Here is a 14,531-nt window from a genome sequence, read left to right on the forward strand (position 1 = left end):
TCTTTGGGCCTCCTCTCGTCTATCTGACAGGAGCTTTTTTCTGGAGAGGAAGACGAGCTATTTTCAAGGAGGCGCAAAGCAGCACATGACGGATGAGATCAAACAGCGAAAGCTCGAACATATTACCGTGGCATTGGAGGAAGGGATCGCTGTGAGCCAGCGAGCTGGCTGGGGCGATATTCACCTGGTTCATCAGGCACTACCCGAGGTAGATCTGGAGGAGATCGACACGACGGTCACTTTCCTGGGGCGACGCCTGGCCTGCCCGGTGGTCATTTCCGCTCTCACCGGCGGTCACCCGGAGGCCGAGACCATCAATCGCCATCTGGCACGGGCCGCGGAGCGTTACGGGTTGGCGCTTGGAGTGGGCAGTCAGCGGGCCGCCCTGGTCAATCCTGAGCTGGTTCCAACCTACGCCGTTGTCCGCGAGGAGGCGCCCCATGCCTTTATCATTGCCAACATCGGCGCGCCGCAGCTGATTGAGCAGCGGCGCCATCCTGCCTTCACGCGCACCCAGGTCGAGGCGGCCATCGCCATGATTCAGGCTGATGCCCTGGCGGTGCATATGAACGCCCTCCAGGAGGCGACCCAGGTCGAAGGCGACCGGCGTATGCGTGGCGTGGCCGTGGCTCTGCAACGGTTGACGGCGGAGATCACGGTGCCGGTGATCGCCAAGGAAACGGGGGCCGGCATCTGCCGCGAGCAGGCTCTGCTGCTGCGCGCCTGCGGCGTGGCCGCTATCGATGTGGGCGGCGCCGGCGGCAGCAGTATGTCGGCGCTGGAGGCCGCACGGGCCCGCGCCCACGGGGAGACGCAGGCGCAACAGATCGGGCAGCTCTACCGCGACTGGGGTATTCCGACGCCCATCGCCCTGGTGGAAGCAGGAACAGCAGGTCTGCCGCTGGTTGCCACAGGCGGCGTGCGCAGCGGGCTGGATGTGGCACGCGCCGTGGCGTTGGGCGCGACACTGGTCGGCATGGGCTTCCCCTTCCTGAAGGCGGCCAGCGAGAGCTACGAGCACGTCTGCGAGCTGCTGGAGCAAACGCTGACGGAGCTGAAAATCGCCATGCAGCTCAGTGGAGCGGCCAATCTGGCAGCCCTGCGCCAGGCGGACGTAGTCGTCTCTGGCGAGACGCGGGCCTGGCTCAGCTTGCGTGGCTTTGAGGAGGAGCTGCGGGCTTTGGCCAATCGCCGCGCCAGAGCCACCGCCTACAGCATCGCTGTGACCGAGACTCAGACAAGGGAGCGCCAGCAGGTCGACGGCTATCGCTAAGCGAGCAAACCAGACCCCAGTGGTCCCTCTCTTGCGCCTCACTCACTGGGCACGTCGCTGGCTCAGCCGCTCTTCCAAACGCTGCCAGTCCTGGAGGGTGTTGACGTTGAGAAAGGAGCGCAGGTCGGGATCAAGGGGCCGTAGCTCTTCCTCGCTAAGCCAGCGCACGGGGACGACAGCGAGCAGACTACGCGGATTGCGCTGGCCGCGGGCCAGCAGGGCGGCGATGGTGCTCACCAGGAAGCGAGGATAGCGGGCCAGCAGGACCTGCGGACGCTGCTCAATCAGGGGAATATAGAGCCGTTGGTCGTGAGCAGGCAGAGCGAGCAGCCAGGCCAGGAGCTGAGAGCGAAGCAGAGGCAGGTCGACGGCCAGCGCCACGGCCTGCGGAGCTTGCATAGCGAGCAGGCCGCTATAGAGACCCATCAGGGGACCTTGATCGGGAACGAGATCGACAACCAGGCGGACCGCCGGGGGAAGATAGTCGGCATAGCGCGCGGCGGTGCACTGATCACGCACGACGACCAGCACTTCCGGCGTGAGCGTCAGAGCCAGTTGGGCCAGACGCCCAAGAAAGGTCTGGTCTTTCGCCTCAGCCACTGGCAGCGGCAGCAGGGCCTTATCATACCCCATGCGCTGACTGCGTCCGCCAGCCAGAATCAGGCAGGCTGCGGCTGGACGGCTGGGCGCGGCGACTCGTTGGCGCTCGGCTGGGCACAGGTTCTTTGTCATAGGACGTGGGCACATGCCATCTCGGGTCGGGTTGCTGCAGTGTGGTCCAGACTCACAGCTCGGTCAGCAAAAAAAGCCTCCCTCAAGCCCGCGCTCAATCGTGGCGAGAGCACGAGGGCAGGCCCGATGTGATGGCTTTCTTTACGCTGGCGAGCAAACTAACTCACAAGCAAGTGAGCAGGCGAAGGAAAAAGACGCTGTTGGCTGAAACAGCGCTCAGCGAGAGGCCGCCCGTGCCTTGGCCTTGCGGCGGCTGCTCTTCGGAATGTACTGCTGGCGCTGCCGATAGGCTACAAAGCTCGCCTGCTCTTGGGGGAACTTGCGCACCAGATAGACCAGCCACCAGATCGCCCAGCCAACCAGCCACAGCAGCCAGAGATAGCGCCAGAGACGCCAGGCAAAGAAGTACTGATCCAGATAAGCACGGGCAAAGATCAGCGGATAGCCAACCAGGCAGATGGCCGCGAACCAGCTCAAATAGCGGTCCAGCATGTACTTGATCACGGCCTGGTTCTTGAAGAAGCGCTTACGGCCCTCGACCGCATAGTAGAAGCAGATCAGCAGCCCGGCGGTACAGAAAATGAGCCAGGGCACATAGAAATGGAAGGCTTCGGGGCCTCCCAGGCCAGCGTTCTGTCCTGCCGTCCAGGGGTCAGAGAAGAGCCAGCTAATCAGGTTAAAATTCATCGTGCTCCCTTCTGCTCCGAGCGAATGAGTTCGCTGCGCTGCGCAGATATCAGCAGATATCAGAGGACATGATACCATGCTCGGGCTAAGGAGTCTAGAGGTTCTGGCCGGCTCTCCCCTCCCGGCCTTTGTCCGCCATCTGGCTGCCTGCCCTGGCCGGTCTGAGCGACTGGCTCCTTCCTGCCAGCGCCCAGGCTGGCAAGCGGCGATCGTCCGGGGCCGAGGCGACTGGCGGCACTTGTCTCTGATATAATGAAGAGCAAGCGGTCTCAGCACGCGCTTCTCCGCTAGCCTAACCTGACAACGTCAAGGAGTCCCCTTATGTCCCGGACGCGACGCATCGTGATCATGGCCGAGGGCCATTTCGAGTGGCACTATGGCAAGACGGCCACGGGCATCATTCGCTACAGCCAGGACCCGGTGGTAGCAGTGATTGACAGCACCCGCGCGGGCCAGGATGCCGCCCAGGCTCTGGGTGGAGACCTGGGGCACGGCCTTCCCGTGGTACGAGATATCCACGAAGCCTTGCGCTACCAGCCCACAACGCTCATCATCGGCGTGGCCCCGATCGGGGGTGACCTGCCGCGAACCTGGCGTGCGCAGCTCCTCACTGCCATCGAGGCCGGGCTGGAGATTATCAGTGGCCTCCACTATTTCATCGCCGACGACCCCGAGCTGCGGGCTGCCGCTGAGCGGCGCGGTGTGACCATCTGGGATGTGCGCCGCCCGCCCGACAAGAAAGTCGTGGCGGCCTACAAGCCGCATCGTCCCGGCAGCCACACGGTGCTGACCGTTGGCTCCGACTGCGCCACTGGCAAAATGACCGTTGCTATCGAACTCGATCGCGCCGCCCGCACCCGTGGGCTGAACAGCGCCTTCTTTGCCACGGGACAAACAGGGATTATGATCGCCGGGCGCGGCCTGCCCGTCGACCGCATCATCAGCGATTTCATCGCCGGCATGGTCGAAGAGATGACGCTGGAATTGACGGCCCAACATGATTGGGTCTTTGTGGAGGGTCAGGGTTCGATCAACCACCCCGGCTACTCGCCGGTGACGCTGGGCCTCCTGCACGGCTCGCTCCCCGACGCCATGATCTTTTGTCACCAGGCCGGGGCCACCACGATCGAGGGCTACCCCCATTGCCCATTGCCCCCTCTGCCTCGCCTCATTCAGATGAACGAAGAGGTGGTCAACTGGCTGCATCGCCAGCGCAACAGCAAAGTGGTGGGCATCTCCCTCATCACGCGCGGCCTCTCGCTGCAGCAGGCCGAGGAGGCCATTCGTCGTACCGAAGATGAAACGGGCCTGCCAACTACCGATGTGGTGCGCTTCGGCCCCGAGAAGCTGCTGACAGCCTTGCTGCAACACTTCAGCGCTGCCACCAGCTAAACAGCATCCAACTTGGCTCAGGCGCTCAGACTCACGATTGTCACACCATCGCCGCCTTCGCGGGCCGGAGCCGGCTGATAGGACTTGACCAGCGGATGCCTGGCCAGATGCTCGCGTACTGCCGAGCGCAGGGCGCCGGTCCCTTTGCCGTGGACAACGCGCACCGTCGCCAGGCCCGCCAGGGCGGCATCATTGAGGTAGCTCTCCAGCTGCTCCAGCGCCTCCTCGACGCGCCAGCCGCGGATATCAAGCTGCATGGAGACCTCGGGGCGATCCTCAGCACGCGGCAGTACCACTGCCGGAGCTTGACGACGGCTCTGCTGCTCGGCAGCCTGACGTCCACCGAGACGCCGGAGGTTCTCCAGCGGCACGCGGAAGCGTAAGGCCCCCATCTGAACCTCGGCCTCGCCGCGCTCGGGCGCCAGGCTCACTAACTCGGCATTCTGGCCAAAATTGAGCACCCGCACCAGGTCACCAACCTGCAGCGGCCCCTCGCTTAGCTCTTCCCGCTCTTCCTGCGGCTGACTCTGAGCCGGCTCGGGGAGTAACTCCAGTCTCTCGTCAAGCTGACGCACCTGGCGCCGCGCCTGATCGAGACGTTCGCGCGTCAAATTGACGCGGTGCACGTCTAGTTTGATACGAGCGAGCTGAGCCTGTACTTCTTCAATCTCACGCCGCGCGCGGGCCCGCGCCTCGTTGAGGATACGCACGCGCTCGCGCTCCAAGCGATGGCGCTCCTCTTCAAGCTGACGGCGCTGATGCTCGGCCTCAGCGCGCTCCATGCTCAGGCGGAAGCGCTCATCGGCCACGGCCTTGCGCTCGTGCTGCAGGCCCTCTAGCAGCGTCTCCATGCGCACGCCGGCGCTGCCCAGGAATTCGCGCGCCCGCTCGATGATGCGCTCATCGAGGCCCAGGCGACTGGCAATGGCCAGGGCATTGCTACGGCCCGGCAGGCCAATGCTCAGGTGATAGGTTGGTGAGAGCGTCTCGATGTCGAACTCCACCGAGGCGTTCACGGCCCCAGGCTGCTCGTGGGCAAAGGCTTTCAACTCGGTGTAGTGTGTTGTGGCCACCGTGGTAATGCGCCGCTCCAACAGGAAGCTCAGAATGGCTCGCGCCAGCGCTGAGCCTTCGCTGGGATCGGTGCCGGCTCCCACCTCGTCGAGCAGAACCAGGATGGGTGGCACCTGCTCGCCGCCAATGGCGGGCCGATTACGCTCTTGCCAGTTCTCGATCTGCCGCACAATCTCGATGATCCGGCTCAGATGGGAGGAGAAGGTGCTCAGGTTCTGCTCGATGCTCTGCTCGTCGCCAATGTCGGCAAAGACCTCCTCAAAAACAGCTATTTCGGAGCCGTCTTCGGCAGGAATATGCAGCCCGGCCTGAGCCATGAGGGTCAGCAGGCCAACCGTCTTGAGAGCGACGGTCTTGCCGCCGGTATTCGGTCCAGTGATGACGACCATGAAGAAGTCGCGCCCGATGCGGAAGTCGATTGGCACGACCCGCCCGCTCAACAGCGGATGGCGGGCTCCACGCAGCTCGATGCGCCCCTCGTTGTTGAGGCGCGGCTCGCTACAGCGCAGGAGGCGACTGTAGCGGGCTTTGGCCAGGTGCAGGTCAAATTCGGCCAGGCGCTCGACCATCTCTGTCAAAGCCTCGGCCTCACGCCCGATCTCGTGCGAGAGGGTGCGTAAGATACGCTCAATCTCTTGCCGCTCTTCAATCTGCAACTGGCGCAGATGGTTGTTCATTTCGACGATGACCAGTGGCTCAATGAAGAGCGTGGCGCCGCTGCTCGACTGGTCGTGGACGATGCCCCGCACGAGGTTGCGGTTCTCGACCTTGACCGGGACCACGTAGCGCTCGTTGCGGATGGTGATGATCGGCTCCTGTAGAGCGGGCGCCAGTTCGTTGACGATGGTGCGCAGCCGCTCTTGCAGACGTTGGGTGGCGCTGCGAATGTCGAAGCGCAGCCGCCTCAGCAAGGGACTGGCGCTATCGAGGATCTCGCCGTCTTCGTTGACGGTCTCTTCGATACGCCGCATGAGATGAGGCCGCTCGGGAATGGCCTCCCCCAGGCTCCGCAGGAGCGGGAACTCTTCAGGGTCGAGCTTCTCCAGAAGACGCGCCACCTGGGCGGCACTGCGCAGGGTATTGAGGACCTCCAGCAGTTCGTGAGGCGTCAGCACCCCCTCGCGGGCCGCACGTGCGACCAGCGGACGGATGTCTCGCGCCGGCCCCACACTGGCATTGGCCTGGACGTCGAGCAGACGCACCGCCTCGCTGGTGTAGACCTGCCGTTCCCGCACCTCTTCGAGACTGGTCGCTGGCTGGAGAGCCAGCACCAGCTCTTTGCTGGCGGAGAAGCTGGCTTCTCGGGCTACTCGCTCCAGAATTTTGGGATATTCAAGGGTCTGAATACTTTTTTCGTGCATAAATGTCTATGACCACCTGCCAATACTCGCGTGCAATGAGTTCTCTTGATCTTGATGATATCAACTGTCCAGTGGCATGGCTTCTGTCCCATATGCCTTTGTCTCACCAGATCAGCATCACCAGAATTGGACCAGGGCGTCAAAAAAAGAAGACGGCTTTAGCATACCATAAAAAACAAACACGAGGAAACGGCGAATCCCCCCAGAGGCAAGATCTTCCGACTCCAGCCTTTGCTGTTCTTTCTTCACCAGGCCGTAGTACTTTGCAACTACGGTCCCGCTTACATCAGCAGGACTGCTGATTCTTTAAATAAAATTGGTATTAGCAACATTGCATATTTCCATGTATAGATACAGACCACTGTTTCTCACAATGTTCCTGAGTAGGGAATTGCGGAGCCGCGACGCAGCCAGAGCTAGACGCCAGCGAGGTTGCTTTCTCGCTCCTCCTTTCCCGGGCAATGGTCGGGGCCCGGCCTTCCAGGGAGACAGTGGACAGCAAGAAAGGAAGAGCAAACTATGAAAGTGCGGACGTTTGCGCCTCCAACGCTGCTCTGTTTACCACTGCTGCTCGTGTTGCTGACGGCCTGTGGCAGGGTGGCCTCTAGTACAGAGGTCGCCAGCCCGCAGACCATCAAAATTACTATTGGCGATTTCTTCGTGCGCTCGCCGCAAACCACCTTTGTCACCGGTACGCTCTATCACTTTGTGGTCACCAATCAGGGTCAGCATCACCATGATTTTCTCATCATGCATCCCATGAGCACTGAAACAATGGTCATGGATGAGGTCTATCAGCGCGCCCTGGCCTATATTTACAATATCGCCCCCGGCGAGAGCAAAACGCTCGACTTTACCTTTGATCACACGGCCCCGTCCGGCATGCTTGAATTCAGCTGTCATTACGGTGGCCACTATGAGGCCGGCATGCACCAGCCCATTGTGGTCAAGGCTGCCCCAGGGGCGCAGGTGACTCCTTATCCTAATAATGGCATCCCGGTTCAGGCCGCCAGCACTGCCGGGTCTGGAGGGACATGCGATCAGCCGGTCAGCGTGACAATCCGAGGGAATGACACCTTTGATCAGCGGAGTGTCTCGCTTAAGATGGGTGATACGCTGACCATCGTCAATACCACGCAGCAAACCTTTACCTTGACCAGCCGACCGGATGCTGGACTACGCTTCACCGTGGTTGATCCGAGCGAGACAGAATATGTGCCCTTCCCCAAAGCCGGTACCTTTACCCTCTCTTCGCAGGAGCATCCTTCGGCTCAGCTGACCGTACAGGTCTCGATGACGCCCGGGGTCACCTGTGGTTTCGAGCCTGTGGCGACAGTCAGTTTCGACGCAGACTACACCCGTCCGAACAGCACCTACTTCTTCGTGCCTACGTCGGTCAGGCTGAAGGAGGGTCAGAGCATTACCCTTTCAAACCTTTCTGACTACGACCTGACCTTTTTTGCGCAGCCTGATCCCGGCATTGGCCATGTGGAGCTACGCCGCAACGAGCACCAGCTGATCTTCTTCAAGGAGGCAGGAACCTATACAATTGCCTGCCAGCAGTTCCCCAATCAGCATTTCACAGTGATCGTACAAGAAAACGGCGGTGATCAGGACTAAGCAGCGCTGCGCCTTCCCAAGGCTAGCGGTCATGGCATGGGTAGCGCAAGGGTCGACACGGGTGCAAGGATGCACCCTTTCAGCCTCTTTTGCCCCCTCTGCCGGCTGGAAAGAGGAGCTTTCCCAACGTTTATAGCTTTCTGGAGGCTGTTTGTTCAGTCTCCCTTGCATGGGCCAGCTGCGTGCCAGCCAGGAGGGAGAGGAGAAGAGCAGCACCGCCACGAGCCGCCAGAAATTCCGGTGGAATAGCATAGAGTAGAGAGGAGTACCCGCTATGATCCTGCATCTAGGTGAACAAGTCTATTGGGGAAGCGTCGAGGTGATTTTTCTGGCCGGGACGATCACCGCTCTGGACGAGGAGCGCCAGACCGTGACGGTGCGCATTGAGCGGGCGACCCCTAATGCGGCCCACTTGATCGGTCAGGAGGCCGAGTTTTTTGCCGATGGCCTGGAGCCGCTGACAGCCCTGGGCGAGCTGCCGCCAGGTCTGACGGACCATCCTGTGAGCGAGCGGCAGCCGTTGCCGGCGATGGATGACGCCGAGAAGCTGCGTCGCGCCGCCGCTGCCGCCGTGCACCAGCTCTACGGCTATCATCGCCTGCCTGCAGAGCAAGAGCAGGCGCTCATTGCCGAGGTGCGGGCCATGCTGGAGGCTGACCCAGCCCTGCGCGCGCGGACACTGGCGACGATGGATGAGATTCTGCGCCTGGACTTTTTGGGGAGCCGGCGCTCGCCCCGTGAGCCTGACCAACCGGCCTGACCAAGATGGGAAATCCCCGCACCGTAGCTGCAAAGCCGGAAGTCTGTTGGCAGACGGCTGCTTCCGTAGACAGGGAACGGAGCATGCTGGATCAACTCAGGTAATGTTCGCGGCAGATCTTGATGGCGCATGCTATTACCTCTCCTTCAAGGTGATCGGCGCATCACTAAGAGAGGTTAAGGCCAGATCCGAAGTATCTTTGTATTAGAAGTTACTAACTGCCTCTCCTGCTCCTGAATATCGAACCATTCATACCTATAATAATGACTAGATTCTGTCTCTATTCCAGATTATAAATCTTATCTTGATGAGCAGTCAAGATACAAGCATTTGTACCGTCACGCGCAAAAGGTAAGGAGCAGCCACGTTGATCAAAAATATGATATGCTCTATGCGAGGGGTGTGACAGCGAGGGGAGGGAAGCACTCGATGCGCTGTCATGCCGAAAAGCGAGACGAGGTGAACACCGTGCAATGTCCGCATTGTTCCGCTCCCATCGCCCTGGCAGCGCAGTCTTGTCCCGCCTGCGGTGCCGTTCTGAGCGCGCCAGCCAGCCCTGGGCCTGCCTTCCCTGGCGACAGACCGGTCCCAGCCTGGACGCCGCAGCAGCTGGCCAGTCGCAGCAGCATCACGGCGCCCACACGCCGGCGGCATGCTGGCCGACGCTGGCTCCTTGGCTGCCTCGGCACGCTTGTTATCTTGCTTGTCCTGCTCCTGGCTGCCTGGGCCTTGCTCATTCGCCCCACGCTCAACCAGCTGGCTAAGGAGCAGCTCAACGCCACCCTCGACAGTGCCGTTCAAGAGATCGACCCTGCGCGTACCGCGCAGCTACCCGGCGGTCCAGTCCGCATCAGCGAGACCGTGCTCAATAACCTCCTGACCCTGGCCCACTCGCCCAGCAGCCCCATGCAGGACGCACATTTCAGCGTCACCCCCAGCGCCATCACCCTCGACTTTACCCTCTATGGCCAGGCCAACCACATTAGCGCCGTGCCCCAGGCCAGCGCTGGTCAACTGCGTGTCAGCACCCTCCACATCCAGGGTCCCATCAGCTGGATTCTCTCCGACGACGATCTCACCACAATCGTCAACCAGCATCTGGCCACAGCCCAACAGCGGCTACACCATCCGGTGCTGGCTGTCGTGCTCCAAAACCACGCCGTCGACCTTCTCCTTGGTCCCTCTTCCAGCGCCAATGGCTCGTCTGCTTCCAGACTGCCTGGCGTCCAGGTCGGAGGATAAGCGGAGGAAAGAGCAAGAGCGCCAGCAGGGACTGATCTGGCTGTAACGGCGGCGCAGGGCGCGAGGAGGCAGAGGCCCGTGTCGCGAGCGCCGATGACAGCAGCGCGGCACTTTGGCGCTGATGGACTTCGGCAAAGACCGAGGAGACATCGGGCAGGAAGCCATTGTTATCCTCTCCTAACGGCCAGTAGACGAGAGCGGCGCGCCCAATGATATTCTTACGCGGCACGAAGCCCCAGTCGCGCGAGTCTGAGCTACCAGCCCGATTATCTCCTAATACAAAGTAGCTGTCGGGCGGTACAACGCGATTGGAAAAGGAAGGATAGGGGTTGCCCTGCCGACGCGGATCAACATAGGTCTCATGGAGGGTCACACCATCGACAATGACCGTCGTTCCCTGGATCGTGATCACATCGCCTGGGACGCCAATGATGCGCTTGACGTAATCCTGACTGGGATTGGGAGGAGCAACGAAGACAATCACGTCGCCACGCGCTGGCGCATGGAAGAGGTACGACCACTTGTCGACGAGGATCAGCTCTTTGTCGTGGAGATTCGGCTCCATGCTCATGCCTTCAACGTAGAAATTCTGGATAGCAAAGCGAATGATGAAGAACATGAGCCCTGTGAGGACGAGCGTCTCGATCACTTCGCGGACCAGACGCCAGCGCTTCTCAAAATCAAGCTCTGGATTCATGCGAACTCCCGGCGCTAGACACGCCAGTGTGCTCAGGGTATTTCAGCCAGTACTATTATAAGGCACCCTGGTGGCAAACTCTACAGCTCCGGAGCATTCCCGACAAGGCGAGAGGCCGCAGCAGGCCCATCTGCCCGGCTCCGCTCATGGTCATCTCCCCTCCTCCTTTCGGGCTATGCTCCCGCCAGCCAGGGCGGCTCGCCCGTGGCTCGGTTCGTCCTTTAGTTGAGGAAGCGAAAGGATTGCAACATCGGGGCAAAAGCGTTCTGATAGAGCTGTTGGTAGCGCTCCGCCGGCGCGACGAGGTAGATGCTGAAGAGCCTGGTCTGCACGGAATGCGCCGGGTGATTGGTTGCCAGCATCAGGATCTCCATGCGAACCTGCTTCCCCAGGATCTGCACATCGCCTGTGGCTCCCTGCTGCCGCCAGGTCTGGCCCCCTACGGTAGTAGTGGGCGCCAGGCTGACCTTTTTGAAGTTTTTGTAGAGGCCGCTTTTCTCGAAAGTATCCAGGCTCACGCTGACGGTCTCTTCCGGCGAGGTGGCCGCGTTGGGATTGGGCACAACCTGTACTGAAAGAGTAGCAGTGTCGGCCTCGTGGCTGAATTCGACACTGCTGCCAGCAGGACTGGCCTGCCAGTCCGGCAGATAGCCGATGCTGAAGCCGTCGCCCCGGTAGAGCCTGAGCTGCACGCCTCCAGGCGCCGTGATCAGACCGGCGGTCGGGCTGGCATCGGCCCGCGCCCCCGTCGTTGGGGTTCCGGCACCGGAGCTGCTACCCTCTCCACCACAGGCAACCACTATCAGGGCAAGCATTGTGAGGAGTATGAATAGCGAGAACCGCGAGAGAGGCACACAGCCGGAGTGGCTGCGAATGAGTCGTCGTCGACAGGTGGAGCAGGCGGATCGAGACATAGCACTTTCCCGTTCCTCATAGAAATTATCGCCGCTTCTCTGCGTCTTCAGTGCACCGAAGCGCCGGATCTCGAAGAAGCTGGCTTGTGCGACAGGTTGCGCAACGGGCGTTATTATAGCATATCCTGGCCAGCCTGCAGAAGGGAATTTCTGGCTACCGCCCACCGCCTCACGCCTGCGTCAGCAACAGCTGCTCCAAAGAGCTGAGCCGTGGACCAGAGCGCTCCCCGTCCAGGACGCCCTGGAGGAGGAACAAACGATCAGATCCTCCAGACTTGACGCGGTGGGTCCTGTGTTGTACTCTGATAACGATATGGAACGTTTGTCTTAGTCACATTGGCTCGTAGCCCCCGCCTACCTGCCCAGGACCAGGACCTCCTCCCCCAGGACAGGACTTCTTGAGCCAACCGCGCAGCACGCTCGATCTGTTGAACATCCAGTCAAATAGATTCATACCAAAAGAGATAGAAACAAGAAACGAGAAGCTTGGGGATCGCAACAGTGGATAAGATTGTTATCCGTGGCGCACGAGAACATAATCTGAAGAATATCGATCTGACTATCCCTCGCGACAGGCTGGTGGTCATCACCGGGTTGTCAGGCTCCGGCAAGAGTAGCCTGGCCTTTGATACGATCTTCGCCGAGGGCCAGCGCCGCTATGTCGAGTCGCTCTCGGCCTACGCTCGCCAGTTCCTCGATAAGATGGATAAGCCCGATGTCGACCACATCGATGGACTGTCTCCCGCGATCTCGATCGATCAGAAGGGGGCAACCCATAACCCTCGTTCGACGGTCGGCACGGTGACGGAGATCTATGACTACCTGCGCCTCCTCTACGCCCGCGTCGGCCATCCTCATTGTCCTCGCTGCGGGCGCGAGGTGAGCCGTCAGACTGTCCAGCAGATCGTCGACGTGGTCTTGCAGCTGCCCGAAGGAGCGCGCATCATGCTGCTGGCACCGCTGGTGCAGGGACGCAAGGGCGAGTATAAGCATCTCTTCGAAGAGATGCGCCGCTCGGGCTACGTGCGCGTCCGCGTCGATGGCACCATCTATGACCTGAGCGAGAATATCGAGCTAGATAAGCAGAAGAAGCACACGATCGAGGTCGTCGTCGATCGCCTGGTGATCCACAAGGCGGGACGCCGGGCTACACTGAGCATGCTGACCCCCAGCCAGGTCGGCAACAACACGGCCCCCCCCTCTTCCTCTCAAGCGAGTGAGAGGCCAGCACTGCGCCGCGTGGCCGAGGAAGCGGTCCCCTACGCCTTGCCTTCGCGCTCCCCAGCGGACCAGGATGGCAACGATGGAGAGGGAGCCACATCGCGGGCGGTGGCTCCTGCCGAAGAGGGGACAGCAACACTGGCAGAGCAAGATGAGGTCGATGTGGCTTTCCGCCAGCGCCTGGCCGATTCGTTAGAGACCACGCTCAAGCTGGGCAATGGCGTGGCCCTGGTCTCCATCGTCGGCGGCGAGGAGGTGCTTTTCTCGGAGCGCTTCGCCTGCGTCTACTGCGGTATCAGCCTGCCAGAGATCGAGCCGCGCACCTTCAGCTTCAACAGCCCTCACGGTGCCTGCCCGGCCTGCACGGGGCTGGGAACCCAGCGCGAGCTAGACGCCGAGCTGCTGGTGACCAACCCCGACCTGACAATCCGTGAGGGCGCCATCGCCCTCTGGAGTAAGATGGTCAATGGCAGCCAGTGGGAGTCGGCCAAGTTGGAGGCGCTGGCGAAGCGCTTTCAGATCGATCTCGATCGTCCCTGGCGCGAGCTACCGCCCGAGCAACAGCAACTGATTCTCTACGGCACCCAGGAGCCGCTGACGATTCGCTATACACCCCAGCACGGCCAGACGCGCTCGTATACGGTGACCTTTGAGGGAGTGATCCCCAACTTGGAGCGCCGCTATCGTCAGACGGAGAGCGAGCTGATCCGCGAGGAGATCGAGACCTACATGTCGACCCGCCTCTGCCCCGAGTGCCGAGGAGCGCGTCTGAAGCCGGAGGCGCTGGCGGTGACAGTCGGTGGACGCAATATTGTCCAGGTGACCCGCCTCTCGGTGAAACAGGCCCAGCGCTTTTTCCAGGAGCTGGATGCCGGTCCGGCCCCTTCTCTGGGTGTGCAGCCGCTGATCGGCGGCCATAGCGAGGACGGCGAGCCGCGCGCGCCCGATCCGCTGGCTCCGATCCCTCCCAATGAGCCGCTGGTCAAGGTACGCTTGAGCGAGCGCGAACGGTTGATTGCCCGTCAGATCCTCAAGGAGATCCGCGCCCGCCTGCAGTTCCTGGTCGACGTGGGCCTGGACTACTTGACGCTGGATCGCACGGCGATGAGCCTCTCCGGCGGCGAGGCCCAGCGTATCCGCCTGGCCACCCAGATCGGCTCGGGCCTGATGGGCGTGCTCTATATTCTGGATGAGCCAAGCATCGGCCTCCACCAGCGCGATAACCATCGCCTGATTCAGACGCTGTTGCGCCTGCGCGATCTGGGCAATACGGTGCTGGTCATTGAGCACGACGAGGATACGATGCGCGCCGCCGACTATATTATCGATATCGGCCCAGGCGCGGGCGAGCACGGTGGCCAGGTGGTGGCAGCAGGCACATTCGACGAGGTGGCCGCTCATCCGCAATCGTTGACGGGCGCTTACCTCTCGGGCCGGCGACGCATCGCCACCCCTACCCAGCGCCGGCCTGGCAATGGCCACTTTCTGACCATTGTGGGCGCTCGCGAGAATAACCTGAAAAATATTACGGTGCGTATCCCGCTGGGCAAGTTCGTTG

Annotated in this window: 10 protein-coding genes; 5 read left to right on the forward strand and 5 right to left on the reverse strand. The window is 61.3% G+C overall.

Annotated features, from left to right (window positions below; genetic code table 11):
- Positions 1-85 precede the first annotated feature (85 nt).
- Positions 86-1,273, forward strand: coding sequence for a type 2 isopentenyl-diphosphate Delta-isomerase (fni, locus tag BGC09_RS21095; protein WP_069806179.1), 1,188 nt, complete (start codon positions 86-88; stop codon positions 1,271-1,273).
- A 42-nt stretch (positions 1,274-1,315) separates the two neighbouring features.
- On the opposite strand, the gene BGC09_RS21100 is transcribed toward fni, so the two are convergent.
- Positions 1,316-2,005 (reverse strand): molybdenum cofactor guanylyltransferase, encoded by a 690-nt coding sequence (locus tag BGC09_RS21100; RefSeq protein ID WP_069806180.1) that lies wholly within the window; start codon positions 2,003-2,005, stop codon positions 1,316-1,318.
- Positions 2,006-2,221: 216 nt separating this feature from the next.
- Positions 2,222-2,692 carry a hypothetical protein gene (locus tag BGC09_RS21105; RefSeq protein WP_069806181.1) on the reverse strand — a complete coding sequence of 157 codons (471 nt, stop codon included), beginning with the start codon at positions 2,690-2,692 and terminating at the stop codon, positions 2,222-2,224.
- Positions 2,693-3,013: 321 nt separating this feature from the next.
- Between BGC09_RS21105 and BGC09_RS21110 the strand changes: the two genes are divergently transcribed.
- Entirely contained in the window at positions 3,014-4,084 is a 1,071-nt protein-coding gene (locus BGC09_RS21110; RefSeq protein WP_069806182.1) for an N-acetyltransferase DgcN family protein, read from the forward strand.
- Between the two features lie 17 nt (positions 4,085-4,101).
- Here BGC09_RS21110 and BGC09_RS21115 read toward each other — a convergent pair whose 3' ends face one another.
- Positions 4,102-6,519: an endonuclease MutS2 gene (locus tag BGC09_RS21115; protein ID WP_069806183.1), complete on the reverse strand. Its 2,418-nt coding sequence runs from the start codon at positions 6,517-6,519 to the stop codon at positions 4,102-4,104.
- Between the two features lie 519 nt (positions 6,520-7,038).
- On the opposite strand from BGC09_RS21115, the gene BGC09_RS21120 reads away from it, so the two are divergent.
- Positions 7,039-8,139, forward strand: a complete 1,101-nt coding sequence (locus BGC09_RS21120; RefSeq protein ID WP_069806184.1) for a cupredoxin domain-containing protein — start codon at positions 7,039-7,041, stop codon at positions 8,137-8,139.
- 274 nt (positions 8,140-8,413) lie between these two features.
- Positions 8,414-8,899 carry a hypothetical protein gene (locus BGC09_RS21125; protein WP_069806185.1) on the forward strand — a complete coding sequence of 162 codons (486 nt, stop codon included), beginning with the start codon at positions 8,414-8,416 and terminating at the stop codon, positions 8,897-8,899.
- Between the two features lie 1,087 nt (positions 8,900-9,986).
- On the opposite strand, the gene lepB is transcribed toward BGC09_RS21125, so the two are convergent.
- Together lepB and BGC09_RS21140 are read right to left on the reverse strand one after the other, a co-directional pair.
- Positions 9,987-10,838 carry a signal peptidase I gene (lepB, locus tag BGC09_RS22375; protein ID WP_084659212.1) on the reverse strand — a complete coding sequence of 284 codons (852 nt, stop codon included), beginning with the start codon at positions 10,836-10,838 and terminating at the stop codon, positions 9,987-9,989.
- A gap of 221 nt (positions 10,839-11,059) precedes the next feature.
- Positions 11,060-11,752 carry a hypothetical protein gene (locus BGC09_RS21140; RefSeq protein WP_141727900.1) on the reverse strand — a complete coding sequence of 231 codons (693 nt, stop codon included), beginning with the start codon at positions 11,750-11,752 and terminating at the stop codon, positions 11,060-11,062.
- A 501-nt stretch (positions 11,753-12,253) separates the two neighbouring features.
- Here BGC09_RS21140 and BGC09_RS23055 point away from each other — a divergent pair.
- Positions 12,254-14,531: UvrA family protein (locus tag BGC09_RS23055; RefSeq protein WP_084659213.1), on the forward strand; the 2,278-nt coding region annotated here is incomplete at its 3' end.

The sequence above is a fragment of the Thermogemmatispora onikobensis genome, assembly GCF_001748285.1.
GTDB classification, from domain to species: Bacteria; Chloroflexota; Ktedonobacteria; order Ktedonobacterales; family Ktedonobacteraceae; genus Thermogemmatispora; species Thermogemmatispora onikobensis.